Genomic DNA, 25,996 nt, shown 5'->3' with positions numbered 1-25,996 from the left:
TCAGACGGTTTCCCGGAACCCGTTGGTGACAGGATAGCGCCAATCCCGGCCGAACGCGCGCGGCGTGATGCGCGGCCCCGGCGGCGCCTGGCGGCGCTTGTACTCGTTGATGCGGATCAGGCGCACGACCTGCTCGACGGCCGCCTGCGGGAAGCCCGCGGCCACGATCTCGGCGGCCGACTGGTTGCGTTCCATGTAGCGCTCCATGATGCCGTCGAGGATGTCGTACGGCGGCAGGCTGTCCTGGTCGGTCTGGTCGGGCCGCAGTTCGGCCGAGGGCGGGCGCGTGATGATGCGGCGCGGGATGACTTCGCGTTCGCGGTTGCGCCATTCGGCCAGGCGGTACACGAGCGTCTTGGGGACGTCCTTGATGACTGCGAAGCCGCCGGCCATGTCGCCGTACAGCGTGCAATAGCCGGTGGTGAGTTCGGATTTGTTGCCGGTGGTCAGCACCAGGTGGCCGGTCTTGTTGGACAGCGCCATCAACAGCGTGCCGCGCACGCGTGCCTGGATGTTCTCTTCGGTGGCGTCGACCGGCAGGCCGGCGAACTGCGGGGCCAGCATGGCGCCGAACGCGTCGACCGCCGGGCCGATGGCGATGTCGTCATGGCGCACGCCCAGGCGCTGCGCCATGTCGCTGGCGTCGGTCTGGGAGATGTCCGCCGTGTAGCGCGACGGCATCATCACCGTACGCACGTTGGCGGCGCCCAGGGCATCGACGGCCACGGCCAGCACCACGGCCGAGTCGATGCCGCCCGACAGCCCGATGATGGCGCCCGGAAAGCCGTTCTTGCCCAGGTAGTCGCGCACCGCCAGCACCAGCGCGTTCCAGACCTGCTCTTCCAGGCAGTACGGCTTGACGTCGGCATGGCGCGACAGCGGCCGCACCGCGCCGGCGGCATCGGCCTCGACCACGTCGACGCCCTCGGCGTAGTCCGGCAGCCGCGCGGCCGGCCGGCCCTGGGCGTCGAGCGCGAACGAGGCGCCGTCGAACACCAGTTCGTCCTGGCCGCCCACCATGTTGGCGTAGATCACGGCGCAGCCAGTGTCCTGCGCGCAGCGGCGCGCCACCTGGAGGCGCTCTTCCTGCTTGCCGGTGTTGTAGGGCGAGGCATTGGGCACCAGCAGCACCTGCGCGCCGGCCTGGGCGGCGGCGCGCGGCGCGCGGTCGAACCAGATGTCCTCGCAGATGTTCACGCCGAAGCGCACGCCCTTGGCCTCGAACACCAGCGGCTGGTCGTCGGCCGAGAAATAGCGTTGTTCGTCGAATACCGAGTAATTGGGCAGCTCGCGCTTGCAGTACGCGCCGACCACCTTGCCTTCGCACAGCACCGTGGCGGCGTTGTACAGCTTGCCGCCGCGCGCCAGCACGTGGCCCACCAGCAGGTGCAGGCCGGCCAGGCCGGCGGTGTCCTGGCGCAGCCGCGCCAGCGCGGCTTCCTGGCGCTCGACGAAATGCGGGCGCAGCAGCAGGTCTTCGGGCGGGTAGCCGGTCAGCACCAGTTCGGGCGTGACCAGCACGTCGGCTCCCTGCCCGTGGGCCGCGCGGGCGGCCTCGAGCACGCGGGCCGCATTGCCGGCGATGTCGCCCACGTGGGCGTTGATTTGCGCGATTGCAACCCGGGCAGCGCTCATGGACTACGGTTCCAGATCGGTTGAATACGGACTGAAAATTATCGCATGCCGGCCCCGGGGGCATCGTCTAGCACCGCCGGCCCGGCCGCGCCGTCCAGGGCGCGTTCGCGCGCCAGGTCGCGCCGCAGCGCCTGGCCCAGGCCCTCGCCCATGGCGCCGATGTCGGCCCCCGAGGGCTGCTGGTACAGGCGCAGGCCCAGTTCGGGCAGGATCGCCAGCAAGTGGTCGAACACGTCGCCCTGGATGCGCTCGTACTCCACCCAGGCCGTCAGGGCGGTGAAGCAATAGACCTCGATGGGAATGCCGTCGGACTGCGGCTCCATCATGCGCACCATCATCGACATGTCCTGGCGGATCTCCGGATGCCGCTTCAGATAGGCCAGCGCATAGGCGCGGAAGGTGCCGATGTTGGTCAGCCGGCGCCGGTTGGCCGGCAGCCGCGCCAACTCTTCGTCCAGCGTGCTGTTGGCCTGCAGCAGGTCGGTCCGCTTGGCCGCCAGGTAATCGTGCAGCAGCCGGAAGCGCATCAGGCGCTCGGCCTCGTCGTCGGCCAGGAAGCGCACGCTGGTGGCGTCCACCCGCAGCGTGCGCTTGATGCGCCGCCCGCCCGACTCGAACATGTGGCGGTAGTTGCGGTAGCTCTCGGAAAACAGCTTGTAGGTGGGCACCGTGGTCACGGTGTTGTCCCAGTTCTGCACCTTGACGGTATGCAGCGCGATGTCGCGCACGAAGCCGTCGGCGTTCGACTGGGGCATCTCGATCCAGTCGCCGATGCGCAGCATGTCGTTGGAAGTGAGCTGGGTGCTGGCCACCAGCGACAGCAGCGTGTCCTTGAACACCAGCAGCAGCACCGCCGACAGCGCGCCCAGGCCGGAGATCATCCACAGCGGCGAGCGGTCCAGCAGTATCGACAGCACCAGCACCGTGCAGATGGCGATCAGCATCAGCTTGCCGATCTGGATGTAGCCCTTGATGGAACGCGTCTGCGCCCGGGTGGTGGCGGAATAGGTGTCCTGCCAGGCGCTCAGCACACCGCTGGCCGCCATGAAGATGCAGATCCAGGCGGCGGCGTGGGCCAGCCGACCCACCACGGCGGCGGCCGGCTCGACGTGCGGCACCAGCCCGATGCCCATGGACACGATGGCGAACGGCACCGCGTACCAGAAGTTCTGGTACGCCCGCCGGCGCCGCAGGGCCTTGTCCCAGTTTTCGCGGCCGGTCAGGATCAGCAGCCGGTGCGCGCAGGCCAGCACGATGCGGGCCCCGACCCACTGCGCGATCAGGGCCGCCAGCACCAGCACGCCGACGCCCAGCAGCGTCTGGCCCCAGGCATGGGTCGGCACGTATTCGCCCAGCCGCGTCACCAGGCGTTCCCATTCCCATTCGATTGCCAAATCCGGGCTCCTTCAGATGGCCTGGCCGCATTATCCAACAAGTGGGCCCGGCGCCGGGCGCCTGGCTGGCGCGGCCGGCCCCTGGCCCTATAATCCCGCCCATCATGGCAAAAACACCCTCTTCCGACCAAAACCAGTTCGCCAACAAGGCGCAAGCCTGGTCCGCCCGGTTCTCCGAGCCGGTTTCCGAACTCGTCAAGCGCTATACGGCGTCCGTGGATTTCGACCAGCGCCTGGCGCGCCACGACATCCAGGGCTCGCTGGCGCACGCCGAAATGCTGGCGGCGCAGGGCATCATCCCGGCCCAGGACCTGGCCGACATCGAGCGCGGCATGGCCCAGATCCTGTCGGAAATCGACGCCGGCACCTTCCAGTGGCTGCTCGACCTGGAAGACGTGCATCTGAACATCGAAAAACGCCTGGTGGAACTGGTCGGCGACGCCGGCAAGCGCCTGCACACCGGCCGCTCGCGCAATGACCAGGTGGCCACCGACATCCGCCTGTGGCTGCGCGCCGAGATCGACGGCCTGGTCGCCCTGCTGCGCAAGCTGCGCCATGCGCTGGCCAGCGTCGCGCTGGAACACGCCGGCACCATCATGCCCGGCTTCACCCACCTGCAGGTGGCCCAGCCGGTCACCTTCGGCCACCACCTGCTGGCCTACGCCGAAATGTTCGGCCGCGACGCCGAGCGGCTGGCCGACTGCCGCAAGCGCGTCAACCGGCTGCCGCTGGGCGCCGCCGCGCTGGCCGGCACCAGCTTCCCCATCGACCGCGAACGCGTGGCCCGCACGCTGGGCTTCGACGGCGTGTGCCGCAACTCGCTGGACGCCGTGTCCGACCGCGACTTCGCCATTGAATTCTGCGCCGCCGCCGCGCTGATCATGACCCACGTCTCGCGCCTGTCCGAAGAGCTGGTGCTGTGGATCAGCCCGCGCGTGGGCTTCATCGACCTGGCCGACCGCTTCTGCACCGGCAGCTCGATCATGCCCCAGAAGAAAAACCCCGACGTGCCGGAGCTGGCGCGCGGCAAGACCGGCCGCGTCAATGGCCACCTGATGGCCCTGCTGACCCTCATGAAGGGCCAGCCGCTGGCCTACAACAAGGACAACCAGGAAGACAAGGAAGGCCTGTTCGACACGGTCGACACCCTGCGCGACACGCTGACCATCTTCGCGGACATGGCCGCCGGCATCAAGGTCAAGGCCGACAATATGCGCGCCGCCGCGCTGCAGGGCTTCGCCACCGCGACCGACCTGGCCGACTACCTGGTCAAGCAGGGCGTGCCGTTCCGCGATGCCCACGAAGTGGTGGCGCATGCCGTGCGCGACTGCGAACAGCGCGGCTGCGACCTGGCCGACCTGCCGCTGGCCGACCTCAAGGCCTACCACCCCGGCATCGGCGACGACGTCCATGCGGTGCTGACGCTGGAAGGGTCGGTGGCGGCGCGCAAGCACATCGGCGGCACCGCCCCGGAACGCGTGCGCGAGGAAGCGCAGCGCGTCTTGCAGGAAACCGCCTGAACGCAGGCGGCCCCGCGGGCCGGGCTACTGCCCGGTCCACTCCGTGACGAACTCCCGGTAGTCCGGCCGCTCGGCCGGCGGCACCGCGCAAGCCGGCGTGCCGATCGCCAGGAAACCCAGGAAGCGGTAGTCCAGCGGGTCCAGCCCCAGGGCCTCCTGGACTTCCTCCAGGTAGGTGCCCATGCCGGTGCTCCAGAACGCGCCGTAGCCCAGCATGTGGGTGGCGTTCAGGATGTTCATCACCGAGGCGCCGGTCGCCAGCAATTGCTCCTGTTCCGGCACCTTGGGGTTGTCGTGGTCGATCTTGTGGGCCAGGCCCACGAACAGCGGCACCTCGCTCATCCACTGGCGCACCGATTTTTCCTTTTCCGGCGTCATGCGCGGGTCGCCGCTGCGCTTGACCGCGTCCAGGGCGCGGTCGGCCAGGCGGCCGATGGCCTCGCCGCGAATCAGCACGAAGCGCCAGGGGCGCAGCTTGCCGTGGTCGGGCGCGCTCATGGCGGCCTGGAAAATCTGGTCGAGCTCTTCCTGCTTGGGCGCGGGCGCGCGCAGGAACTTCATGGAGCGGCGGGAAGCCAGGGCATGCAGGGGAGAAACGGTCATGGGTAAGCGTCAGCCTATTCGAGAAACATTCTCATCATACGACAGCCCCCGCGCGGGCCGCCCCTATCCCCCCGCCCCGGCCAAGGTCTTGGCCGCGCTCAGCCGAGGTGGGTATGGCGTTCGGGGCGTTCCTCGACCTGCATCTCGGACAGGCCGTGCAGAATGCCGCAGTCGTCGGTGTCCGGCCGCGCCGACAGGCAGCGCTGGCGCAGCTCCGCGAGCTGGCCTTTCAGTTGCACCAGCTCGGCGATGCGCGCGTCCACGTGGGCGATGTGCTGGTCGAACAGCTCGTTGATGGGGCCGCAGCCGGCCCCATGATTGTCGGCCAGCTGCAGGATGGCCCGGATTTCTTCCTGGGTCATGTCCAGCGCGCGGCAATTGCGGATCAGGCGCAGCCGCTCCAGGTGCGGCGCGCCATAGCTGCGGTAATTGTTCAGGCCGCGCTCCGGGGCGGGCAGCAGGCCCTCTTTTTCGTAATAGCGCACGGTTTCGACGGTCGTGCCGGCCGCCTTGGCGAGTTCGCCGATCTTCATGGCTGCCTCCACAGGAAATCGGCCGGATGAGGCCGCTTGACCCTATAGTAACTCCAGGGTGTGCAATGCCGTCAATGCTCTTGAATGGACCCCGATCCGAGCCATGAATCACCCTGTTTCCGACTCTCCCGCCTGCTGCGGCCACGACCACGCCGGCCACGGCCATGCCCATGCCGGCCACGCCCATGCCGCCGCCGGCCGCCGGGACGAAGCCGCGCCGTTGCGCGCCGGCCCCGGCCAGCGGCTGGCGCGCCTGCGCATCGGGCAGATGGACTGCCCCACCGAAGAAACCCTGATCCGCAAGAAGCTCGACGCCCTGCCCGGCGTGCACGGCATGCATTTCAACCTGATGCAGCGCGTGCTGACGGTGGTGCACGGCGAAGGCGCCCTGGACCGCGTGACCGCGGCGATCAAGTCGCTGGACATGACCCCCGAAGTGCTGGCCGACGATGCGCCGGTGGCGGCCCCGCCCGCGCCGGCGCGGCGCCGCGCCGGCTACCTGCTAGCCGCGGGCGGCGTGCTGGCCGCCCTGTCGGAGGTTGCCCACTTCGCCGCCCTGCCCACGGCGGTCGCCGCGGTGCTGGCGCTGGCCGCCATCCTGGCGTGCGGCCTGGGCACCTACCGCAAGGGCTGGATCGCCCTGCGCAACGGCAATCTCAACATCAACGCGCTGATGAGCATCGCCGTCACGGGGGCCATCCTGATCGGCCAGTGGCCCGAGGCCGCCATGGTGATGTTCCTGTTCAACCTGGCCGAGCTGATCGAGGCGCGCGCCCTGGACCGCGCGCGCCACGCGGTGCGCGACCTGCTCGACCTGGCGCCGCAAGTGGCCACGGCGCGCCAGGCCGACGGCTCGTGGGCCGAAGTGCCGGTGGTGCAACTGCGCCATGGCGACTGGGTGCGCGTGCGGCCCGGCGAGCGCATCGCCGCCGACGGCATCGTGGCGGAGGGCTCCTCGGCGGTGGACCAGTCCGCCATCACCGGCGAGAGCCTGCCGGTCGACAAGGCAGCGGGCGACACCGTATACGCCGGCACCGTCAATACCACCGGGGCGTTCGACTACCGCGTCACCGCCGCGGCCGGCGAGACCACCCTGGCGCGCATCATCCACGCGGTCGAGCAGGCCCAGGGCGCGCGCGCCCCCACGCAGCGCTTCATCGACCGCTTCTCGCGCGTATACACGCCGGTGGTGGTCATCCTGGCGCTGCTGGTGGCCGTGGCGCCGCCGCTCATCTGGGGCCAGCCCTGGCTGGATGCGATCTACCGCGCGCTGGCGCTGCTGATCATCGCCTGCCCGTGCGCGCTGGTCATCTCCACGCCGGTCAGCATCGTCAGCGGGCTGACCGCGGCGGCGCGCCGCGGCATCCTGATCAAGGGCGGCGTGTACCTGGAAGAAGGCCGCCGGCTCGCCTGGCTGGCGCTGGACAAGACCGGTACCCTGACCCACGGCAAGCCGGTCTGCACCGACCTGGACACCCTGGTCCCGCCGGAACCCGGCGCGGCCGCGCCGGCCCTGCTGGCCGCCAGCCTGGCCGCGCGCTCCGACCACCCGGTCTCGCGCGCCGTGGCGCAAGCCCATGCCGCCGGCGCGGCGCCCGCCCCGCTGCTGGAAGTGCGCGACTTCGCCGCCCTGCCGGGACGCGGCGTGCGCGGCCGCATCGGCGAACAGACCTGGCACCTGGGCAACCTGCGCCTGATGCGCGAGCTGAGCGTGGCCACGCCGGAACTGCAGGCCCGCATCGAGGCCCTGGAACTGCAAGGCAAGACCGCCATCGCGCTGGCCGACGGCCGCCGCGCCGTGGCGCTGGCGGCGGTGGCCGACACGCTCAAGCCCGGCAGCGCCGAAGCAGTCGCCGGCTTGCACCGCCTGGGGGTGCGCACCCTCATGCTGACCGGCGACAACGTCCGCACCGCGCGGGCGGTGGCCGAACAGGCCGGCATCGACGAGGCCCGCGGCGAGCTGCTGCCGGAGGGCAAGCTGCGCGCCGTCGAGGCCAAACTGGGCGCGGGCGGCAAGGTGGGCATGGTGGGCGACGGCATCAACGACGCCCCGGCCCTGGCGCGCGCCGACATCGGCTTCGCCATGGGCGCGGCCGGCACCGGCACGGCCATCGAGACGGCCGACGTGGCGCTGATGGACGACGACCTGCGCAAGATCGGCCAGTTCGTGCGCCTGTCGCGCGCCACGCACCGCATCCTGGTGCAGAACATCGCGCTGGCGCTGGGCATCAAGGCGGTGTTCCTGGTGCTGGCGGCCGCCGGCCACGCCACCCTGTGGATGGCCGTGTTCGCCGATGTGGGCGCCAGCCTGCTGGTGGTGGCCAACGGCCTGCGCCTGCTGCGCGCGCGCTGAACGGCGCGGCGGCCGGCGCGGGCGCGGCCGCGCCTAATAACCACGGGCAATATTCTTACGATTCTTCATGCTTTGTGGAAAAATAGGCTGGTTGTTACAGTGTTCGTTTCCCCCGGCGCGGCCCACAAGGCGGCGCCGGCGCGCATGACACCATCCACTGGAGCACCACCATGAAATTGCGCTCGATTCTGCTGGCCGGACTACTGCAACTCACCGTGGCGGCCGCCGCCCATGCCCAGGACGGTCTGGCCGCCATCAAGTCGGCCGGCGTGTTCAAGATCGGCACCGAAGGCACCTATGCGCCGTTCACGTATCACGACGCCTCCGGCAAGCTGACCGGTTTCGACGTGGAAATCGGCCGCGCCATCGCCGAGCGGCTCGGCGTCAAGGCGGAATTCGTCGAGGGCAAGTGGGACGGCCTGATCGCCGGCCTGGACGTCAAGCGCTACGATGCCGTGATCAACCAGGTGGGCATCACCGACGCGCGCAAGGCCAAGTACGACTTCTCCGACCCGTACATCGCCTCGCAAGCGGTGCTGATCGTGCGCGACGACAACACCGAGATCAAGCGCTTCGAGGACATCAAGGGCAAGCGCTCGGCCAATACGCTGACCAGCAATTTCGGCAAGTTGGCGCAGAAGTACGGCGCCCAGGTGGTGGCCGTACAGGGCTTCAACGAAAGCATCGACCTGCTGATGTCGGGCCGCGTCGACGCCACCATCAATGACAACCTGTCGTTCCTGGACTTCAAGAAACAGAAGCCCAACGCCAAGGTGAAGATCGTCGACAGCGACAAGAGCGCCGAATTCAGCGAATCGGGCGTACTGATCCGCCAGGGCAACCCCGAGCTGCGCGCGGCCATCAACAAGGCCCTGGCCGACATGAAGGCCGACGGCACCTACAAGGCCATTTCGGAAAAGTACTTCGGCACCGACCTGTCGGCCCAATAAACCCGGCCGCCCCCGCCCGCCGCGCCACCTTTCCAAGGAAGACACGCCATCGTGCCCGCCTGGCTGCAGTTGATGATCGATTCATTCTGGCCCCTGCTGCACGCGGGGCTGGTGTTCACGGTGCCGCTGACGCTGCTGTCCTTCGCGGGCGGGCTGGTGCTGGCCTTCGTGGTGGCGCTGATCCGCCTGTTCGGCCCGGCCCCGCTGGTGGCGCTGGTGCGTTTCTATGTGTGGCTGATCCGCGGCACGCCGCTGCTGGTGCAGTTGTTCGTGATCTTCTACGGCCTGCCCAGCGCGGGGATCGTGCTCGACCCGCTGCCGGCGGCCCTGATCGGCTTCACGCTCAACGTCGGCGCCTACAACTCCGAGGTGATCCGCGGCGCCATCGAATCCATCCCGAAGGGCCAATGGGAAGCCGCTTATTCGCTCAGCATGACGCGCGGCCAGGCCATGCGCCGCACCGTCTTGCCGCAAGCCGCGCGCGTGGCGGTGCCACCGCTGGCCAACTCGTTCATCTCGCTGGTCAAGGACACCTCGCTGGCGGCCGTGCTGACCGTGCCGGAGATCTTCCAGGCCGCCCAGCGCATCGCCGCGGTCACCTACGAGCCCCTGATTCTCTACACGGAGGCCGCCCTGATCTACCTGGTGTTCAGCTCGGCGCTGTCGGCCGCGCAAGTGCGGCTGGAACGGCGCTTCGGCCAGCACGCGGTGTTTTCCGAGAGGAACCGATGATCGCGCTGACGCAGATCGACAAATTCTTCGGCGACCACCATGTGCTGGACAAGGTCGACGTCGCCATCGCCGAAGGCAGCGTCACCGCGCTGATCGGCCCGTCCGGCAGCGGCAAGAGCACGCTGCTGCGCTGCGTGAACCTGCTGGAGATCCCGGAGGGCGGCACGCTGCAGCTGGGCGACGAGACCGTGCAGTTCGACCCGCAGCGCAAACCCGAGCGCGACGCCGTCCAGCGCGTGCGCAAGCAGACCGGCATGGTGTTCCAGAACTTCCAGCTGTTCCCGCACCAGACCGTCATCGACAACGTCATGGAAGGCCTGGTCACGGTGCAGAAGTGGCCGCGACAGCGCGCCCGCGAGCGCGCGCTGGAACTGCTGGCCAAGGTGGGCATGCGCGACAAGGCCGACGCCTGGCCGCTCAACCTGTCCGGCGGGCAGCAGCAGCGCGTGGCCATTGCCCGCGCGCTGGCCCCCTCGCCGCGCGTGCTGCTGTGCGACGAGCCCACCTCGGCGCTCGACCCCGGCCTGGCGGCCGAAGTGGTCGAGGTGCTCAAGCAGTTGGCCAGCGAAGGCATGACCATGCTGATGGCCACCCACGACCTGCGCCTGGCCGCCGCCATCTCGCGCGAGGCGGTGTTCCTGCAGGAAGGCCGCGTGGTGGAATCCGGCCCCTCGGCCGAACTGTTCAGCCGGCCGCGCGACGCGCGCACGGCGGCGTTCATCTCCACGCTGACGCAGTAGGCCGCGCGCCTGCCGCCTAACGCCCGCGCGAGGCTCGCCTCAGTTCACCTGGGCGCCGGATTTCCGCACCAGGTCCGACCACTTGGCGATCTCGGCCCGTTCGAAACCGGCCAGGTCGCGGGTGGACTCGCCGCCCGGTTCGACGCCCTGCCCGGCCAGGCGCTCGAGCACCTGCGGATCGCCCAGCGCCTGCTGCACCGCCTGGCGCAGCACGGCCAGCACCGGTTCGGGCGTGGCGGCCGGCGCGTACAGCATGAACCAAGCCACCAAGTCGAAATCGCTGCCGGTCTGCTCGGCGATGCTGGGCACATCGGGCGCGGCGCTGCTGCGGCGGGCGCTGGATACTCCCAGGGCGCGCAGCTTGCCGGCCTGGATGTGCGGCAGTACCGCGGCCGGATGGTAGAACATGAACTGCACCTGGCCCGACATCACGTCGGACACGGCCAGCCCGCCCTCTTTGTAGGGCACGTGCAGCATTTCGCCGCCCAGCCGCGCCTTGAGCAATTCGCCGGCCAGGTGACCCGACGTGCCGCTGCCGGCCGAGGCGAACGCCACCCCGGGCGCCTTGGCCGCGGCGGCGGCCAGGTCCTTGAGAGACTGGATGCCCGAGCCGCTTCCCGTGACCAGGAAAGTCGGCGTCTGGCCCACGAACGCCACCGGCGCGAAGTCCTCCAGCGGGTCGTAGCCCGGATTCTTGTACAGGGCCTGGTTGATCGCGTGCGTGCCCACCGTGCCCATCACCAGCGTATAGCCGTCGGGCTGGACCCGCGCCACCTGCGCCGTGCCGATGGTGCCACCCCCGCCGGATTTATTTTCCACCACCACTTGCTGGCCCAGCGGCTTGGCCATGGCCTCGGCCACGATGCGCGCGATGGTGTCGGTGGTGGTGCCCGGGCCGAACGGCACCACCATGCGCACCGCACGCTCGGGGAACGCGGCGGCCTGCGCGGCCGCTGCCGGCAGCCCCAGCGCGCCGGCCAGCAATGCGGCGCCCAGCAAATTGCGGCGCGTTCGCCAGACGTTGGAATAGTGATCGAGCGGCTTCATGGTTGTCTCCTCGTTATGATGAGTATGTGCGGCGAGCCACGCCGGCGGCGCGCCGCGATTTGCAGCGCCTAAGGGCGCTGCGCGGGAAACCCCGGGGGCAGCGCGCCCTCGTATTGCACCGCGCGGCCAGCCTGGTACGACAGGGCGAACCCGATTGGCGTCTCCTGCTCTTCGGTCAGGTGCGCAATGAGGCCGGCGGCGCGCGCCAGTATCGGCACGCCCTTGAGCGCGGCCAGGGGAAAGCCGATGCCCAGCAGCACGGCCGGGATCGCCGCCGAAACATTCAACCGCAGGTCCTTGCCCACGACCTGCGGAATCACCGCCTCGACCGCCTCGGCGATGGCCACGTACTGCAGGCCGGCCGCGCTTGCGCGCGCCACCTCGAACAGGCGCGTCACGCGCGGGTCGCGCTCCTTGTGCAACGGGTGCCCGTAGCCCGGAATGGCGCGCCGGGCCGCCCGGTACTCGGCCACGACGGCGCGCGCCGCCGCGCCAATGTCGCCGTCGGGTCCCGCGCGCGTCTCGATCTCGTGGAACAGCCGCCCGGCCGTCTCGGACGCGCCCAGGATCACCGATCCGCACCCGAGGATTCCGGCGGCCACCGCGCCCTGCAGCGCATCCGGCGCGGCGGCCAGCGTCATGCGGCTGGCCTGCACGCTGGGCACCAAGCCATGCTCCGCGATCGCCACCAGGGTGGCGTTCAGCACCGCGCTGGCGGCCGCGTCCGGGCAGCGGCCCGTCACCAGCAAATAGAAGTAGTCGCCAAACCCCATCTTGCCGATCAGGTCCTGGCACAGGTCCGCGCCGCGCACCACGATGGTGTGTTCGTCAGAAGTGCAGATCGAGGTGCGGGGCACCGTTTGCTTGCCGATTTTCATGAACTGCTCGCTGTCGTGGAATGGTGAAATGGACGGCCGGCGTCAAGCCCGGGCATTGCGCAGGGCCGCGCGGATCTCGTCGTTGTGTTCGCCCAGCACGGGCGGCGGCCGCACGTGCGTGGGACGCTGGCCGTCGAACGTCACCGGCGAGCGCACCGTCTTCCAGGGGCCGCGCTGTGGGTGCACGCCCTCGATCTCGATCTGCAGGTGGCGGGCCTGGGGATCTTCCAGCGCTTCGCACGTGTCGTACATGGGCGCGTGCGGCACGTCGCGCTCCTGCAGGCGGCGGCACCAGGTATCGCGCGGCTGGGTGGCGAAGACCTCGCCCAGCAGCTCGATCAGTTGTTCCTGGTGCGCGATGCGGCCTTCCCGCGTGGCAAAGCGCGCGTCGTCGAAGAGGCCGGGGCGCTCGATGGCGGCCGCCAGGCCGCGCCAGAACTTCTCGGGCGACGACATGTGCAGCGCGATCCACTTGTCGTCGGCGCAGCGCAAGGTGTACGACTGCGACACGCGGGGCCGGCTGTACGGGCCCATGATCTCGCCTTCCGACAGGTAGTGGGTGAAGGCATCCAGGTTGAAGTGGCACATGGCTTCCAGCATGGACACCTCGACCCGCTTGCCCCGGCCGGTGCGGGCCCGTTCCACCAGCGCGCCGAGGATGCCGTAGGCCGCGTAGAAGCCGGTAAGGGCGTCGGCGATCGCCGGCCCCACGACGCGCGGATTGGCGGGGTTGACCAGCAGGTTCAGGAAGCCGCTGGCCGCCTGGGCCACCGTGTCATAGGCGGGCCGCCCGGCGGCCGGGCCGGTCGGCCCGAAACCGCTGATGGCGCAGTACACCAGGCCGGGATTCAATCCGCGCAGGCGCGCCTCGCCGGCGCCGAGGCGTTCGGCGGTGCCGGGCCGGAAATTCTGGATATAGACGTCGGCGCTCTGGATCAGCGAATCGAATACCTGCGCGTCCGCCGGGTCCCGCGCATCGAGTTCGATGCTGCGCTTGTTGCGGTTGTAGGTCTGGTAGTGCGGGCTGTACAGCCCGCCCTTGAAGGCGCGGAACGGATCGCCGGTGCGAGGCTGTTCGACCTTGATCACGTCCGCGCCCAGGTCGGCCAGCAGCATGCCGGCGGCGGGCCCGGTAATGAAAGTGCCTTGCTCGATGACCCGGATGCCGTCCAATACATTCCCCATGGGAGCTCCTTGCTGCGGTTTCGGTACCGGCGTAAGACTAGCCATGGCGCAGGAAACATGGAAATGATTAATTTATGGATTTACCATTGATGCTATCGATCATTAGATGGGCAAACCATGGAACTGCGGCACCTGCGCTACTTCATCGCCCTGGCCGGCTCGTTGAATTTCACGCGCGCCGCCGAACGGGTGCACGTGACCCAGTCGACGCTGTCGCACCAGATCCGCCAACTGGAAGACGAGATCGGCCAGCGCCTGTTCGACCGCGTGGGCAAGCGCGTCGTCATCACCGCCGCGGGCGAGACCTTCCTGGCTTACGCGGCGCGCGCGCTGCGCGAGGTCGACCAAGGCCTGAGCGAGCTCAAGCAGAACGCCGCCGCGATGACAGGCGAACTGCGCGTGGGCACCACCCACACCTTCAACCAGCGCTTCATTCCCGACTGCGTGGCGCGCTTCCTGCAGCGCCACGCCACCGTGAAAGTGATCATCGAAGAACTGGCGGCGGACCAGATCGCCGCGCGGCTGGAGGCGGGCCAGCTCGACCTGGGGGTGGCCTACCGGCCCGAATCGGCCAGCGGCCTGCAGTTCGAGCCCCTGTTCAATGAGGAACTGGTGCTGGTGGTCTCGGCGTCCCATCCGCTGGCGGCGCGCAAGCGCATCCGCATGATCGAGCTGCATCGCGAGCCCCTGGTGCTGCTGCCGGCCAGCTTCTCCACCCGGCGGCTGCTAGACGAATGTTTCGCCGCCGCGGGCGCCGAACCCAACGTCGTGGCCGAGGCCAATACCATCGCCGCCATGCTGGGCATGGTGGCGCGCCTGCCCGTCGGCGCCATCGCGGCCCCGAGCGCCCTGGCCCCCGACCCCGCGCTGCGCCTGATACCCATGGAAAGCCCCACCCCCATGCGCACCCCGGGCCTGCTGCTGGACCGCGAGCAGCCCCAGACTCCGCCCGGCCGGGCCTTCGCCGCGCTGCTGCGCAAGCGGGCCATGCGCGCCCAGCAAGGCGCTACGCGCCGGGACGCGCCCTAACGGCCAGGGCAGGTATCATCTGGGCAACTCCGCTCTCGTCTCGCTACGCATGAAACTCGCCACCTGGAACATCAACTCCCTGAAAGTCCGCCTGCCGCAAGTCCTGGACTGGCTGGCCGCCAACCCCGTGGACGCCCTGTGCCTGCAGGAGCTGAAGCTGGCCGACGACAAGTTCCCGCTGGACGAGTTCACGCGCATGGGCTACCACGCAGTCTGGGCCGGGCAGAAGACCTATAACGGCGTGGCCATCCTGTCGCGCGAGCCGGGCTCGGCCATGGTGCGCAACATTCCCGGCATGGACGATCCGCAACAACGGCTGCTGGCCGTAACCTTGCCCGCGCCGGGCGGCGACGTGCGGGTCATCTGCGCCTATTGTCCCAACGGCCAGTCGCTCGATTCCGACAAGTACGTGTACAAGCTGGACTGGTTCCGGCAACTGCGCGGCTGGCTGGCCGAAGAGCTCAAGGCCTACCCCCGGCTGGCTCTGCTGGGCGACTACAACGTGGCGCCGGCCGACGAGGACGTGCACAACCCGGCCAAGTGGGTCGGGCAGGTGCTGGTGTCCGAGCCGGAGCGCGCCGCCTTCCGTGCCTTGCTCGACCTGGGCCTGACCGACTCGTTCCGCCAGTTCGACCAGCCGGAGAAATCCTTCAGCTGGTGGGACTACCGCCAGTTCGCCTTCCGCCGCAACGCCGGGCTGCGCATCGACCATATCCTGCTGTCCGAGCCGCTCGCCCAGCGCTGCGTGGCCTGCGTCATCGACAAGGCGCCCCGCTCCAACGAGCAGCCGTCCGACCATACCCCGGTGGTCGCCACTCTGGAACTGGCCTGAGGCCGCGCCAGGACCGCCGGGAAACCACCATGGCACGATCGCAGACGAAGAAAACCGTGCCCAGCGTGGCCCCCACCGAACTGCTCGCATACCGTGTGCTGACCCTCAGCCAGTTGCTGAATCGCGGTATCGAAGTCATCCTGGACACGAACCTGGGGTTGTCGGTGCGGCAATGGCGCGTCTTGCTGTGCATCGCCCACGGCGGGGCGCAGTACGTGCAGGACATCGCCGACTTTTGCCGCTACGACAAGAGCCAGGTCAGCCGGGCCGTGGCCGAACTGCTGGAAAAGAAACTGGTGTACACCGCGCCCAGCCCCACTGACGGCCGCCGCATCCTGGTGGACATGACGGCGGCGGGCCGGCAAAAGTACGAGCAGGGCATGCCGCTGAGCCTGGCGCGCCAGCAGCGCCTGGCCAGTTGCCTGAGCGCCGGCGAACTGGAGACTTTCGAAAAAGCCATGCAGACCCTCATCAAGCAGGCTGAATCGCTGCTGGAAGAGGCCTACGCGGAGAAGTCCGGCAAGGCGCGCTGAGGTAGCGGCCCGATCCCTACCAGCCGCCGGCGTGGCCGTCCTTGCGGTGGTCCGACGCCCCCAGGTAGCCATCGGCCAGCCGGGCAATCGCCTGCGCGCCGCCGAATTCATCCGAAAAGCGCGGCGCGACCGTCACTTGGTGGCCCTTGCTGCGTAATCCGGCAACCGCGGCTTCCGGGAAATTCCATTCCACCAGCACGGTGACGTTGTCCTCGAGAATGCGCCAGCGCGGCGCGTCCACCGCCGCCTGGGGATTCTGCCCATGAGCGATGCGCGTCGTGACCTGCACGTGGCCCTGGGCCTGCAGCGACCCGCCCATGACGCCGAAGCTCATCAACGGCTGGCCGCCGCGCATCAGGAAGCCGGGGATGATCGTGTGGAAAGGCCGCTTGCCGGGGCCGACCTGGTTCGGGTGGCCGGGAATCAGATTGAAGCCCCAGCCGCGGTTGTGCAGGGCGATGCCGGTGTCCGGAACGACCAGCCCGGAGCCGAAGCCCTTGAAGTTCGACTGGATGAACGAGACCATCATGCCGCTGGCGTCGGCGGTGGTCAGATAGGTGGTACCCCCCTTGAGCGGCAGGCCGGGACCGGGATACCGGGCCGCCCCGGCATCGATATCGCGCGCGCGCGCCGCCAGGTAGGCCTGATCCAGCAACTGCGGCGCAGTGACTTCCCGCATGTGGCGGCTATCGGCCACATAGCGCTGCAGGTCGGCCAGCGCCAGCTTCATGGCTTCGATCTGCGCATGGAAATAATCGACCGAATCCACCGGCAGCCGATGGGCGTCGACCGCCTCGAGCATGCCCAGCGCCATCAAGGCGCCGATGCCTTGCCCGTTGGGCCCGATTTCGTGCAGCGAGATGTCCTGGTACGGCATCGAGATCGGCTCGACCCAGTCCGCCTGGTGCGCGGCCAGGTCGGCTTGCGTCAACGCCCCGCCCGTGGCTTGCGCATACGCCGCGATGCGCTCGGCCAGCGCGCCGTGGTAGAACGATTCGCCGTGGGTGCGGGCCAGCTCTTCCAGCGTGGCGGCCTGTCCCGGGCAGATGAAGCGCTGCCCCGGCGCGGGCGCCCTTCCACCGGGCGCGAAGGCCTCGACGAAGCCCGGCGTGCCCTTGATGTCTTCGATCTGGGTCTGCCATTGCCGGCTCGCGATCGGGGTGACCAGGTAGCCGTCGCGCGCGTAGCGGATGGCGGCTTCGAACAGGTCGCCGAACGGCAGCTTGCCGAACTTCCTGGACAAGGCCACCCAGCCCGAGACGGCGCCCGGTACGGTGACCGAGTCCCAGCCGCGGGCAGGCATGGCGCTGTACTTGGCGAAGTATTCTGGCGTCCACGCCTGCGGCGCCCGGCCGGAGGCGTTCAGGCCGTGCAGGCGCGCGCCGTCCCAGACGATGGCGAAGACATCGCCGCCGATGCCGTTCATGCAGGGCGCCACCACGGTCAGCGTGATGCCGGCGGCGATGGCGGCGTCGACGGCGTTGCCGCCGGCGGCCAATGCGGCCAGCGCGGCTTGCGTGGCCAGGGGCTGCTCGGTGCAGGCCATGTTTTCGGCCAGCGCCGGCATGCGTTGCGAGGTATAGGGAAAGGCCCAGTCAGAGCCGTCGAAAGCGGGCATGGCGGATTCCGGTAAGCGCGGTCGGTGGCGCGGCGTCAGTGGGACGAAGCGGCCAGCTTGCGGGCCAGGCCGGGCCACAACGCGAATTCCTGCGCGATGACATCGCGGAACGCCGCGGGCGCGGTGAACTTCGCCACGATGCCGGTGTTTTCCAGGGTGGCGATCACTTCCGCGCTATTGACGGCCTGGCGCACCGCCTCGGTGAGCGCCTGGGTATGGGCGGGCGGCGTGCCGGCCGGCACCAGCAGCACGAACGCGTTGTCCGCTTTCAAGTCATAGCCCAGCTCGGCCATGGTCGGCACGTCGGGCAATTGCGGCACCCGCCGGCTTGCCGCCGTCGCCAGCGCGACCAGCTTGCCGGACTGCACGTGCGGCAGGACCGAGGACACGCTGTCGAACATCAGGCTGGTCTCGCCGCCGATCAGTCCCGGCAGGGCCTCGGCGCTGCCCTTGTAGGGCACGTGCGTGGCCGACGCGCCGGCCGCGTCCAGGAACACTGCCGATTCGATATGCGACAGCGAACCGGCGCCCTGCGAAGCGTAGTTGTAGTGGCCTGGCCGGCTTTTCAACAGGGCGAGCAAGCCCTCGATGTCCTTGACGCCCAGCGAAGCCGGCACCACCAGCACATGGGGCGCGTCGGCGATGCCCGCCACGATGTCGAAGCCGCGGTCGATGTCCGGCAGGTCCTTGTAGGTGACGGTGGCGATGGCGGTGCCGGCCACCGGCACCAGCCCGACGGTATAGCCGTCGGGCGCCGCGCTGGCCAGGCTGCGGTAACCGATAGTGGCCGCGGCGCCCGGCTTGTTCTCGACCACGACCTGCTGCTTCAGGGTGCCGGCCATGTGGCGGGCAATGGCGCGCGCCGAAGTATCGCCGGCGCCGCCCGGCGGCGCCGGCACCACCAGGTGGATGGGCTTGGACGGGAACCCGGCCTGCGCATGCGCGGGCACGACACTGGCGCACAGGCCCAGCCCCAGCAGGCATTGGAACAAACTGCGCACGATTCTGGCACCGCCTGACTGCTTGACCATCGGTTCGCTCCTGGCGTAGGGGCGGCGGACGCGGATATCGCGCCGATTCTTGTATGCCCCTCTGGCGCGCATCATATCGGCCATGTAGTTGCTACGTCAACAATATGTCATGGGCATGACGGCGCAGGCAACCCGGTGTACGGGCTCATGCGCCGGCCGCGCCCACGGGGGCACCGCGGGCCGGCGGCTTTCACACGCGGAAAAAAATAAGGTATAGTTGCGGTCTTGCTTGATTTGGGGCGGTAGCTCAGCTGGGAGAGCGTCGCGTTCGCAATGCGAAGGTCGGGAGTTCGATCCTCCTCCGCTCCACCAAAAACAGGCAACGCAAGAGGCCCGCTAAGTCGTCGACGTAGCGGGTTTTTTGTTGGCGGACGGTTTTCCGGCCCTTTGAATCCGGGCCTCTGCCGCAAGTCCCATATCCCGCCCAGGGCAACGTCCTAGCGGTGATACACGCAGATGCGCTGCCCGTCGATCTCGTGCACGGCGATCGGCAGCGCGTAAAGATCCGTCAGCGCCTCGCTGGTAAGAATGGCGGGCGGGCCCTGCAGCGCCACCCTGCCCTGGCGCATGGCAATGATGCGGTCGGCATAGGCCAGCGCGAAATTGATGTCGTGCAGCACGACCACCACGGTCTTGCCCAGTTCGTCGGCGGCACGGCGCAGGATGCGCATCATGGCCACGGCGTGCTTCATGTCCAGGCTGTTCAGCGGCTCGTCCAGCAGCACATAGCGCGTGTCCTGGCACAGCACCATGGCGACGAAGGCGCGCTGGCGCTGGCCGCCGGACATCTCGTCGAGGTAGCGGCCGGCCAGCGGCTCCAGCTCCAGGTAGGCGATGGCGCGCTCGATGTGGGCGCGGTCCTGCACGGTCAAGCGCCCGCCGCTGTGCGGGAACCGGCCGAAGGCGACCAGGTCGCGCACCGTCAGGCGCAGCGGCAGGTGGTTGTCCTGGCGCAGGATGGCCAGCCGCCGCGCCAGTTCCTTGCTGTCGGCATGGGCCACGTCCAGGCCGTCGACCAGCACGCGGCCGGCGGACAACGGCAACAGCCGGCTGATCATGGACAACAGGGTGGACTTGCCGGCGCCGTTGGGCCCGATGATCGCGGTGACGCCGCCTTCGGGCAGCGCCAGGCTGACGCCGTCGACCACGGCGGTCTCGCCGTAGCGCTTGCTGACGGATTGCACTTCGATCATGGGCGCCCTCCCTTGCGCAGGATCAGGATGAGAAACAGCAGGCCGCCGACGAACTCGATGATGACACTCACGGTCGTGTTCAGGCCCAGCACGCGCTCCAGCAGCGTCTGGCCGCCCACCACGAAGATGATGCTCCACAGGACCGCCGCGGGCACCGTCTGGGCGTGGCGGTCGCTGGCCATGGTGCGGTAGGCCAGGTTGGCGACCAGCAGCCCCAGGAACGTCACCGGCCCGACCAGCGCGGTCGAGACGGCCACCAGCACGGCGATGCCGGCCAGCGTGCCCAGCAGGGTGCGCCGGTAGTCGACGCCCAGATTGACGGCCATGTCGCGCCCCAGCGCCACCACGTCGTAGCGGCGCCGCATGCGCCAGAACGCCAGCGACACCGCCAGGGCGGCGGCCGCCGCGTAGGGCAGCAGGCCGGTGCGCACGCTGTTGAAGCTGGCGAACATGCGGTCCTGCAGCACCAGGAACTCGTTGGGGTCGATGAGCCGCACGGCGAAGCTCGACAGGCTGCGGAACAGCAGGCCGAACACGATGCCCACCAGCATCATCAGGTGCAGGCTGCGCGCCGCGCCGGTGAACAGCCAGCGGAACAGCAGGCAGGCAAAGGCGGTCATGGCGCCGACTTCCAGCAGGAACTGCCAGAGCGGTTCCTGCGTGTTCATGGCCGACAGCCCGAAGCCGAACACGATGCACGCCTGGATCAGCAGGTACAGCGCATCGAAGCCCATGATGGCCGGGGTGAGGATGCGGTTGTGGGTGATGGTCTGGAACAGCACCGACGAGACCGCCACGCAATAGGACACCAGCGCCATGGCCAGCAGCTTGCCGCCGCGGAACGGGATGACGAAATCCCACTGGCCGCGCGCGCCGATGCTCAGGTAGGCGGCGCAGCAGGCGGCCGCCAGCACGGCCAGCAGGCCCAGGCGGACGCGTCCCGGCACGGCGCTCATGTCAGCCAAGGCGCCCCCTCCGGCTGAGCAGCAGCCACAGGAACAGGACGCTGCCGACCACGCCCACCACGGTGCCGATCGGCACTTCGTAGGGATACAGCACCAGGCGGCCGAGGATGTCGCAGGCCAGCACGAAGATGCCGCCCAGCACCGCCACCCATGGGATGGCGCGGCGCATGTTGTCGCCCATGACGAGGCTGACCGCGTTGGGCACGATCAGCCCCAGGAAGGGGATGCTGCCGGCCGTGACCACGACCACGGCGGCAATGGCCGAGACGATGAGCAGCCCGGCGAAAGTCAGGCGCGCATAGTTCAAACCCAGGTTGGCGGCGAACTCGCGCCCCATGCCCGCCACGGTGTAGCGGTCGGCGGCCAGGTAGGCGACGCAGGTCAGCGCCAGGCCGATCCACAGCAATTCGTAGCGCCCGCGCAGCACCCCGGAAAAATCGCCCATCGTCCAGGCATGCAGGGACTGCAGCAGGTCGTAATGGAATGCCACGTAGGTGGTGCCGGCCTGGATGACGCCGCCCAGGATCAAGCCGACCAGCGGCACGATGAACGGGGTGCGCAGCGGCACGCGCCGCAACAGCGCCAGGAAGAGCAGGCTGCCGGCCAGCGCGAAGCCGGTGGCGGCCAGCATCTTGGCGATGACCGGCGCGCCCGGCGCCAGCAGCGTCACGACCAGGATGCCGAGCGTCGCCGATTCGATGGTGCCGGCGGTGGAGGGCTCGACATAGCGGTTGCGCACCAGCATCTGCATCAGCAGGCCCGCCACGGCCAGCGCCAGCCCGGCCAGCAGCAGCGCCAGGGTGCGGGGCACGCGGCTGACCATGAGCAGCTGCCAGGTGCGCGCCGCATCGGGCCCGCCCAGCAAGGCGGCATAGGAAAACTCGCCGGCCCCCAGCCCGATGCTGACCAGGCACAGCGCCACCAGCGCCAGCAAGGCGGCGGCCAGGCCCCAATAGGCCCGGCCGCCGCCCGGCGTCGCGGCACGACGATATGGCATGAACGACCCGCGATCCGGCGCTTACTTGGCGCGGGCCAGCGCGGTGGCGACTTCGTCGACGCTCTGCTGCAGCGCGGTCAGCCCGGCGGCGCCGAGGGTGTACCAGTTGAAGGCGTCCAGGTAGACCACTTGCCCCTGCTTCCAGGCCTTGGTCTGGCGCACCAGTTCGTTGTCCAGCAGCTTGCGGGCCGAGGTGCCCTCGCGGCCGATGGCGGCGTCGCGGTCGATCACGAACAACCAGTCGGGGTTGGTCTGGGCAATGAATTCGAAGGACACTGCCTGGCCATGGTTGGATTGGGCCAGGTCGGTGACGGAGGGCTTGACGCCGAAGGCGTCGTGGATGACGCCGAAGCGCGAGCCGGGACCGTAGGCGCTCATCTTGCCGCCGGTGGTCAGGATGATGAGGCCGTTGCCGGCCTGGCCCGCCCGCTCGCGCAAGGCGGCGATGGACGATTCCAACGCGGCGATCTTCTGCCGCGCGATGTCCTGCTTCTGGTAGATGGCGGCCAGCGTTTCGGTGTTGCGCGCCACGCTGCCGACCAGGTCCTTAGGGTCGACGGTCAGGTCGACCGTGGTCGCCAGGCGGGCCAGCTCGCCATACTTGGGCGCGGAGCGGCCGGCGACGAATACCAGTTGCGGCGCGAGGCGGTGGATGGCTTCGTAGTCGGGCTCGAACATCGAACCCACTTTGGCATAGCGCTTGTCGGCGTACTGGGCCAGCAGGGGCGGCCACTTGGTGGCCTGGGGCACGCCGGCGACGTCGACGCCCAGGGTGTGCAGCGTGTCCAGGACCGCCAGGTCCATCACGACGGTCTTGGCGGGTTGCCGGGGCACGGATTTTTCGCCGTGGCTGTCCTTGATGGTGATTGTTTCCTGCGCGCCAGCCAGCGCGGGCAGCAGCCCCGCCAGCAGCGCCGCGCCGGCCAGCCAGCGGCGCATTCCTGCCTGTTTGTACATATCGAATCCCTGCTTGCGCGCGGGCCAGGCCGCGCCAGTTACTACAAATAAGAATTATTCCTATCTTAACATCGCCCCGGCCCTCCCGCAGGCCGGCATCGCCCCTATCCGTTTCAGCGCGTTTCATCAGGAGGCATGTCCCTTGCTGCGCGCCGGCCATTGCGGCGGCATGACGCCGCGCCATCGCAAGGAATTTCCATGCCACTTACCGCCCTCGGCATCAACTGCACCTTGAAACCCTCGCCGGCCGCCTCGTCGTGCGAGAAACTGCTCGGCCAGGTGGCCGAGGAACTCCGGCGCCTGGGCGTCACCTGCGACCTGGTGCGGGCGGTGGACCACGCCATTGCCCCGGGCGTCACGTCGGACGAAGGCGCCGGCGACGAATGGCCCGAGCTGCGGCGGCGCGTGCTGGCCGCCGACATCCTGATCCTCGGCACGCCGATCTGGCTGGGCCATCCCTCCAGCGTCTGCCAGCGCGTACTGGAACGCATGGACGCGTTCCTGGGCGAGCTGGACGACGGCGGCCGCATGGCCCCCTACGGGCGGGTGGCGGGCGTCGTGGTAGTGGGCAACGAGGACGGCGCCCACCATGCGAGCGCGGAGCTGTTCCAGGCGCTCAATGACGTCGGCTTCACGCTGCCGGCGGGCGCGGTGACCTACTGGGTCGGCGAGGCCATGCACAAGACCGACTTCCAGGACTTGCCCGCCACGCCTAAGAAAACCGCCCAGGCCACGCGCGAACTGGCGTTGAACTGCGTGCACCTGGCGAGGTTGCTGCAGGAGTCGCCGTATCCGCCGCGCTAGTGATTAGGAGGGGCATGCTCGGGGGCGTTGGGGGTATTGAGTTCTTGAGGCGCCCGGGCGTGCCGGTGGGGCCTGGTCGGCCACGTCGCTCGGCTCGGGCGCGCCACCAGGCGCCCTCGGCCCCCTGCGGGGGCTTCCCTCGCTCCAACTGGCCGCCCAGGCCCCACCGGCACGCCCGGGCTCGCAGGATCTCGGGTAGGTCGACGTCGGATACCTTGTGCTGAGCTGACAGGTGTCAGACACCCCTGGCGCACGGTCGTGCTTGAAGAAACGGTGTGCATGGGGTGTCTGACACCTATGTGGCATGCACGTGAGGTTGCCGCAGGTGTCAGACACCCCTGCCGAGATGGCGCGGGTAGGCGGGACTGTTGCAAGGGGTGTCTGACACCTACATACGCGTTGAAGAGACGATGTGCATGGGGTGTCTGACGCCTACATACCCGGCCTCCCATGGTCCAGCGGCCCACCGCATGCCGCTGCTGTGAGTCCTGGGCGGGGCTGGGGAGTGCGGGACGGCCAGTTGGAGGGAGGGGAGCCCCCGCAGGGGGCCGAGGGCGCCTGGTGGCGCGCCCGAGCCGAGCGACGTGGCCGTCCCGCACTCCCCAGCCCCGCCCAGGACGCCCCAGGAACACCAAGCCCTACCCCCATGAACGGACAGCCCACACCGACAACCCTCAACGCTTGACTCCCGCTTTTTAATCTAGATATTATTTATCCCGATTAAAGGACCAAGCCAATGAAAATGAGCGAAGGCGTCGAATGGGCGCTGCACTGCTGCCTCACGCTGGCCTGGCTGGGACGCGATGACGCCGCGGTGCCGACGTCCCGGCTGGCGGCGGCTTTCGAGTTGCCGCCAGCCTACTTGAACAAATGCCTGCAGTTGCTGGTGAAGGCCGGCATCCTCGCCTCCAGCGCCGGCGTCAAGGGCGGCTTCCGGCTGGCGCGCGCGCCCCAGCAAATCACGCTGCTCGAAGTCGTCACGGCCATCGAAGGCACCGAACCAGCCTTCCGCTGCACCGAGATCCGCCAGCGCGGCGCCGGCGCCAGCGCGGCGCCCGGCGAATTCGCGCGGCCGTGCGGCATCGCGGCGGCCATGCATCGCGCCGAGGCCGCCTGGCGGCGCGAACTGGCGGCGCAGACCGTGGCCGACCTGCTGCGCGCGGCGCCCCCCACCGCCTCTGAACGCCTGCGCTGCTGGCAACTGGCCCAGGCGCGCTGACCTCTTCCCGGGACCGTCGTCCCTGTTCTTGCGGAGTAAATCTGGATGCTTTATATCCAAAATAAACCCCAACCCGCGCCCGCCGCCGCCCCGCTCGGCATGGGCGCCATCGCCATCCTGGCGCTGGGCACCTTCGCCGTCGGCACCGACGCATTCATCGTGGCCGCCTTCCTCCCGATGATGGCCAACGACCTCGCGGTCACCCCCGCCGTAGCCGGCCACTCGGTAACCGCCTTCGCCCTGGCCTACGCCATCCTGGCTCCGCTGATCGCCACCGCGACCGCGCCGGCGCCGCGGCGCGCCCTGCTCGTCATCGCCCTGCTCCTGCTGGGCGCGGCCAACCTCGGCTCGGCGCTCGCCACGTCGATGCCATGGCTGATCGCCACCCGCATCGTCGCCGCGGCGGCGGCCGCCGCCTACACCCCCAACGCCGGCGCCGTGGCGGCCGCGCTGGTGCCGCCGGAGTTCCGCGCGCGGGCCCTCGCCATCGTGATCGGCGGCCTGACCGTCGCCACCGCGCTGGGCGTGCCGCTAGGCCGCCTGGCCAGCACCTCCGCCAGTTGGCGCGTCGCGCTGGCCGCGGTGGGCATCGTGGCGTGGATAGCGGCCGCGGGCGTGCGCGCCAGCCTGCCGCGCCTGGGCGGCAACCCGCCCATGCCGCTGGCCGAGCGGCTGCGCGTGCTGCGCCAGCCCGCCGTCATGCAGACCCTGCCGCTGACCGTGCTGGGCATGGCCGCCTGCTACGCGCCCTACGCCTACACGGTACAGGTGCTGCAGGAACTCGACACGCCCGCCGGCGCCGTCACGGGCATGCTGCTCGCATACGGGCTGGGCGCGGTGGCGGGCAACTATGCTGCGGGCTCCGGCACCGACCGGCATGGCGCGCGCCGCGTGCTGCTGCTCGCCTATGCTGCCATGGCCGCCGCGCTGGCCGGACTCGCCGGGCTGGCCCACATGACGCATCCGGCGCAAGTGGCCGTGGCGGCGGCCATGGCCTTGTGGGGCGCCAGCAGCTGGGCCCAGAGCCCGGCGCAGCAGCACCGCCTGATCAGCGGCGCGCCCGCGCATGGGCCGCTGGTCGTGGCGCTGAACGCCTCGGCCATTTACCTCGGCATTGCGCTGGGCACCGCCATCGGCGGCGCAGCGATTGCATCCGGCGCCGCCGTTACCCTGGCATGCGGGCTGGTCCTGGCCCTGGCGGCGCTGGGCTATGCGGCGGCGACGTGCCGCCGCGCCGCGTGACCGTGC

General features: G+C 69.4%; 24 protein-coding genes and 1 tRNA gene. 12 read left to right on the top strand and 13 right to left on the bottom strand.

Going from position 1 to position 25,996, the window contains the following annotated elements; all coding sequences use genetic code 11:
• On the bottom strand, window positions 1–1,635 hold the full coding sequence (locus tag ACKTT0_RS18960) for an NAD+ synthase (RefSeq protein WP_407851328.1): 1,635 nt from the start codon (window positions 1,633–1,635) through the stop codon (window positions 1–3).
• A 38-nt stretch (window positions 1,636–1,673) separates the two neighbouring features.
• On the bottom strand, window positions 1,674–3,023 hold the full coding sequence (locus ACKTT0_RS18955) for a mechanosensitive ion channel family protein (RefSeq protein WP_407852464.1): 1,350 nt from the start codon (window positions 3,021–3,023) through the stop codon (window positions 1,674–1,676).
• 110 nt (window positions 3,024–3,133) lie between these two features.
• Between ACKTT0_RS18955 and argH the strand changes: the two genes are divergently transcribed.
• A complete protein-coding gene (gene argH, locus ACKTT0_RS18950) occupies window positions 3,134–4,549 on the top strand; it encodes an argininosuccinate lyase (RefSeq protein WP_407851327.1) in 1,416 nt (471 codons plus the stop codon).
• A 24-nt stretch (window positions 4,550–4,573) separates the two neighbouring features.
• On the opposite strand, the gene ACKTT0_RS18945 is transcribed toward argH, so the two are convergent.
• Together ACKTT0_RS18945 and cadR are read right to left on the bottom strand one after the other, a co-directional pair.
• Complete coding sequence (locus ACKTT0_RS18945; RefSeq protein WP_407851326.1) at window positions 4,574–5,152, bottom strand: nitroreductase family protein; 579 nt, start codon at window positions 5,150–5,152, stop codon at window positions 4,574–4,576.
• A 98-nt stretch (window positions 5,153–5,250) separates the two neighbouring features.
• Window positions 5,251–5,685 (bottom strand): Cd(II)/Pb(II)-responsive transcriptional regulator, encoded by a 435-nt coding sequence (gene cadR, locus ACKTT0_RS18940; RefSeq protein ID WP_407851325.1) that lies wholly within the window; start codon window positions 5,683–5,685, stop codon window positions 5,251–5,253.
• Between the two features lie 103 nt (window positions 5,686–5,788).
• Here cadR and ACKTT0_RS18935 point away from each other — a divergent pair, with 103 nt between their 5' ends.
• The 4 genes from ACKTT0_RS18935 to ACKTT0_RS18920 all read left to right on the top strand — a co-directional run bounded on the left by ACKTT0_RS18935 (window position 5,789) and on the right by ACKTT0_RS18920 (window position 10,460).
• Window positions 5,789–8,038, top strand: a complete 2,250-nt coding sequence (locus ACKTT0_RS18935) for a heavy metal translocating P-type ATPase (RefSeq protein ID WP_407851324.1) — start codon at window positions 5,789–5,791, stop codon at window positions 8,036–8,038.
• A 170-nt stretch (window positions 8,039–8,208) separates the two neighbouring features.
• Window positions 8,209–8,988, top strand: a complete 780-nt coding sequence (locus ACKTT0_RS18930; protein ID WP_028355583.1) for an amino acid ABC transporter substrate-binding protein — start codon at window positions 8,209–8,211, stop codon at window positions 8,986–8,988.
• 51 nt (window positions 8,989–9,039) lie between these two features.
• Window positions 9,040–9,720 carry an amino acid ABC transporter permease gene (locus ACKTT0_RS18925; RefSeq protein ID WP_028355584.1) on the top strand — a complete coding sequence of 227 codons (681 nt, stop codon included), beginning with the start codon at window positions 9,040–9,042 and terminating at the stop codon, window positions 9,718–9,720.
• Window positions 9,717–10,460 carry an amino acid ABC transporter ATP-binding protein gene (locus ACKTT0_RS18920; RefSeq protein WP_407851323.1) on the top strand — a complete coding sequence of 248 codons (744 nt, stop codon included), beginning with the start codon at window positions 9,717–9,719 and terminating at the stop codon, window positions 10,458–10,460. Before ACKTT0_RS18925 ends, ACKTT0_RS18920 begins: the two co-directional genes overlap by 4 nt.
• Before the next feature lie 39 nt (window positions 10,461–10,499).
• On the opposite strand, the gene ACKTT0_RS18915 is transcribed toward ACKTT0_RS18920, so the two are convergent.
• From ACKTT0_RS18915 to ACKTT0_RS18905, 3 genes are all read right to left on the bottom strand, one after another.
• Window positions 10,500–11,507, bottom strand: a complete 1,008-nt coding sequence (locus ACKTT0_RS18915) for a Bug family tripartite tricarboxylate transporter substrate binding protein (RefSeq protein WP_407851322.1) — start codon at window positions 11,505–11,507, stop codon at window positions 10,500–10,502.
• 68 nt (window positions 11,508–11,575) lie between these two features.
• Window positions 11,576–12,385: a citryl-CoA lyase gene (locus ACKTT0_RS18910; protein ID WP_407851321.1), complete on the bottom strand. Its 810-nt coding sequence runs from the start codon at window positions 12,383–12,385 to the stop codon at window positions 11,576–11,578.
• 42 nt (window positions 12,386–12,427) lie between these two features.
• Entirely contained in the window at window positions 12,428–13,570 is a 1,143-nt protein-coding gene (locus ACKTT0_RS18905) for a CaiB/BaiF CoA transferase family protein (RefSeq protein ID WP_407851320.1), read from the bottom strand.
• 117 nt (window positions 13,571–13,687) lie between these two features.
• Between ACKTT0_RS18905 and ACKTT0_RS18900 the strand changes: the two genes are divergently transcribed.
• Genes ACKTT0_RS18900 through ACKTT0_RS18890 form a run of 3 tightly spaced genes read left to right on the top strand, consistent with a single transcriptional unit; the run spans window position 13,688 to window position 15,964 of the window.
• Window positions 13,688–14,599, top strand: a complete 912-nt coding sequence (locus ACKTT0_RS18900) for a LysR substrate-binding domain-containing protein (protein ID WP_407851319.1) — start codon at window positions 13,688–13,690, stop codon at window positions 14,597–14,599.
• 49 nt (window positions 14,600–14,648) lie between these two features.
• Window positions 14,649–15,431 carry an exodeoxyribonuclease III gene (gene xth / locus ACKTT0_RS18895; RefSeq protein WP_407851318.1) on the top strand — a complete coding sequence of 261 codons (783 nt, stop codon included), beginning with the start codon at window positions 14,649–14,651 and terminating at the stop codon, window positions 15,429–15,431.
• Window positions 15,432–15,460: 29 nt separating this feature from the next.
• Complete coding sequence (locus tag ACKTT0_RS18890) at window positions 15,461–15,964, top strand: MarR family winged helix-turn-helix transcriptional regulator (protein ID WP_407851317.1); 504 nt, start codon at window positions 15,461–15,463, stop codon at window positions 15,962–15,964.
• Between the two features lie 16 nt (window positions 15,965–15,980).
• Here ACKTT0_RS18890 and ACKTT0_RS18885 read toward each other — a convergent pair whose 3' ends face one another.
• Window positions 15,981–17,582, bottom strand: a complete 1,602-nt coding sequence (locus ACKTT0_RS18885) for a gamma-glutamyltransferase family protein (protein WP_407851316.1) — start codon at window positions 17,580–17,582, stop codon at window positions 15,981–15,983.
• A gap of 35 nt (window positions 17,583–17,617) precedes the next feature.
• Entirely contained in the window at window positions 17,618–18,583 is a 966-nt protein-coding gene (locus ACKTT0_RS18880; RefSeq protein ID WP_407851315.1) for a Bug family tripartite tricarboxylate transporter substrate binding protein, read from the bottom strand.
• Window positions 18,584–18,849: 266 nt separating this feature from the next.
• On the opposite strand from ACKTT0_RS18880, the gene ACKTT0_RS18875 reads away from it, so the two are divergent.
• Window positions 18,850–18,925: transfer RNA gene (locus ACKTT0_RS18875), tRNA-Ala, on the top strand.
• Window positions 18,926–19,050: 125 nt separating this feature from the next.
• Here the strand turns inward: ACKTT0_RS18875 and ACKTT0_RS18870 are convergent.
• From ACKTT0_RS18870 to ACKTT0_RS18855, 4 genes are read right to left on the bottom strand one after another with little or no spacing between them, the layout of a single operon-like run.
• Entirely contained in the window at window positions 19,051–19,806 is a 756-nt protein-coding gene (locus tag ACKTT0_RS18870) for an iron ABC transporter ATP-binding protein (protein WP_407851314.1), read from the bottom strand.
• On the bottom strand, window positions 19,803–20,762 hold the full coding sequence (locus ACKTT0_RS18865; RefSeq protein WP_407852463.1) for an iron chelate uptake ABC transporter family permease subunit: 960 nt from the start codon (window positions 20,760–20,762) through the stop codon (window positions 19,803–19,805). Before ACKTT0_RS18865 ends, ACKTT0_RS18870 begins: the two co-directional genes overlap by 4 nt.
• 1 nt (window position 20,763) lies before the next feature.
• Entirely contained in the window at window positions 20,764–21,768 is a 1,005-nt protein-coding gene (locus ACKTT0_RS18860) for an ABC transporter permease (protein WP_407851313.1), read from the bottom strand.
• 21 nt (window positions 21,769–21,789) lie between these two features.
• Window positions 21,790–22,725 (bottom strand): siderophore ABC transporter substrate-binding protein, encoded by a 936-nt coding sequence (locus ACKTT0_RS18855; protein ID WP_407851312.1) that lies wholly within the window; start codon window positions 22,723–22,725, stop codon window positions 21,790–21,792.
• A 198-nt stretch (window positions 22,726–22,923) separates the two neighbouring features.
• On the opposite strand from ACKTT0_RS18855, the gene ACKTT0_RS18850 reads away from it, so the two are divergent.
• The 3 genes from ACKTT0_RS18850 (at window position 22,924) to ACKTT0_RS18840 (ending at window position 25,990) form a co-directional block, all read left to right on the top strand.
• Window positions 22,924–23,529 (top strand): flavodoxin family protein, encoded by a 606-nt coding sequence (locus ACKTT0_RS18850; protein WP_407851311.1) that lies wholly within the window; start codon window positions 22,924–22,926, stop codon window positions 23,527–23,529.
• Window positions 23,530–24,265: 736 nt separating this feature from the next.
• Window positions 24,266–24,748, top strand: coding sequence for an RrF2 family transcriptional regulator (locus tag ACKTT0_RS18845; RefSeq protein WP_407851310.1), 483 nt, complete (start codon window positions 24,266–24,268; stop codon window positions 24,746–24,748).
• Window positions 24,749–24,793: 45 nt separating this feature from the next.
• Window positions 24,794–25,990 carry an MFS transporter gene (locus ACKTT0_RS18840; protein WP_407851309.1) on the top strand — a complete coding sequence of 399 codons (1,197 nt, stop codon included), beginning with the start codon at window positions 24,794–24,796 and terminating at the stop codon, window positions 25,988–25,990.
• The last annotated feature ends 6 nt before the right edge of the window (window positions 25,991–25,996 follow it).

It is taken from the genome of Bordetella saccharivorans (genome assembly GCF_045862855.1).
GTDB lineage: Bacteria > Pseudomonadota > Gammaproteobacteria > Burkholderiales > Burkholderiaceae_B > Bordetella_A > Bordetella_A petrii_F.
The sequence above is the reverse complement of the archived record's forward strand: the minus strand, read 5'-3'. Positions and strand labels throughout refer to the sequence as shown.

What these genes read in the sequence shown, in the direction of transcription:
- ACKTT0_RS18960 (WP_407851328.1), bottom strand. Translation starts at nt 1,635, where the DNA reads ATGAGCGCTGCCCGGGTTGCAATCGCGCAAATCAACGCCCACGTGGGC.
- argH (WP_407851327.1), top strand. Translation starts at nt 3,134, where the DNA reads ATGGCAAAAACACCCTCTTCCGACCAAAACCAGTTCGCCAACAAGGCG.
- ACKTT0_RS18945 (WP_407851326.1), bottom strand. Translation starts at nt 5,152, where the DNA reads ATGACCGTTTCTCCCCTGCATGCCCTGGCTTCCCGCCGCTCCATGAAG.
- cadR (WP_407851325.1), bottom strand. Translation starts at nt 5,685, where the DNA reads ATGAAGATCGGCGAACTCGCCAAGGCGGCCGGCACGACCGTCGAAACC.
- ACKTT0_RS18935 (WP_407851324.1), top strand. Translation starts at nt 5,789, where the DNA reads ATGAATCACCCTGTTTCCGACTCTCCCGCCTGCTGCGGCCACGACCAC.
- ACKTT0_RS18930 (WP_028355583.1), top strand. Translation starts at nt 8,209, where the DNA reads ATGAAATTGCGCTCGATTCTGCTGGCCGGACTACTGCAACTCACCGTG.
- ACKTT0_RS18920 (WP_407851323.1), top strand. Translation starts at nt 9,717, where the DNA reads ATGATCGCGCTGACGCAGATCGACAAATTCTTCGGCGACCACCATGTG.
- ACKTT0_RS18915 (WP_407851322.1), bottom strand. Translation starts at nt 11,507, where the DNA reads ATGAAGCCGCTCGATCACTATTCCAACGTCTGGCGAACGCGCCGCAAT.
- ACKTT0_RS18910 (WP_407851321.1), bottom strand. Translation starts at nt 12,385, where the DNA reads ATGAAAATCGGCAAGCAAACGGTGCCCCGCACCTCGATCTGCACTTCT.
- ACKTT0_RS18905 (WP_407851320.1), bottom strand. Translation starts at nt 13,570, where the DNA reads ATGGGGAATGTATTGGACGGCATCCGGGTCATCGAGCAAGGCACTTTC.
- ACKTT0_RS18900 (WP_407851319.1), top strand. Translation starts at nt 13,688, where the DNA reads ATGGAACTGCGGCACCTGCGCTACTTCATCGCCCTGGCCGGCTCGTTG.
- xth (WP_407851318.1), top strand. Translation starts at nt 14,649, where the DNA reads ATGAAACTCGCCACCTGGAACATCAACTCCCTGAAAGTCCGCCTGCCG.
- ACKTT0_RS18890 (WP_407851317.1), top strand. Translation starts at nt 15,461, where the DNA reads ATGGCACGATCGCAGACGAAGAAAACCGTGCCCAGCGTGGCCCCCACC.
- ACKTT0_RS18885 (WP_407851316.1), bottom strand. Translation starts at nt 17,582, where the DNA reads ATGCCCGCTTTCGACGGCTCTGACTGGGCCTTTCCCTATACCTCGCAA.
- ACKTT0_RS18870 (WP_407851314.1), bottom strand. Translation starts at nt 19,806, where the DNA reads ATGATCGAAGTGCAATCCGTCAGCAAGCGCTACGGCGAGACCGCCGTG.
- ACKTT0_RS18865 (WP_407852463.1), bottom strand. Translation starts at nt 20,762, where the DNA reads ATGAGCGCCGTGCCGGGACGCGTCCGCCTGGGCCTGCTGGCCGTGCTG.
- ACKTT0_RS18860 (WP_407851313.1), bottom strand. Translation starts at nt 21,768, where the DNA reads ATGCCATATCGTCGTGCCGCGACGCCGGGCGGCGGCCGGGCCTATTGG.
- ACKTT0_RS18855 (WP_407851312.1), bottom strand. Translation starts at nt 22,725, where the DNA reads ATGTACAAACAGGCAGGAATGCGCCGCTGGCTGGCCGGCGCGGCGCTG.
- ACKTT0_RS18850 (WP_407851311.1), top strand. Translation starts at nt 22,924, where the DNA reads ATGCCACTTACCGCCCTCGGCATCAACTGCACCTTGAAACCCTCGCCG.
- ACKTT0_RS18845 (WP_407851310.1), top strand. Translation starts at nt 24,266, where the DNA reads ATGAAAATGAGCGAAGGCGTCGAATGGGCGCTGCACTGCTGCCTCACG.
- ACKTT0_RS18840 (WP_407851309.1), top strand. Translation starts at nt 24,794, where the DNA reads ATGCTTTATATCCAAAATAAACCCCAACCCGCGCCCGCCGCCGCCCCG.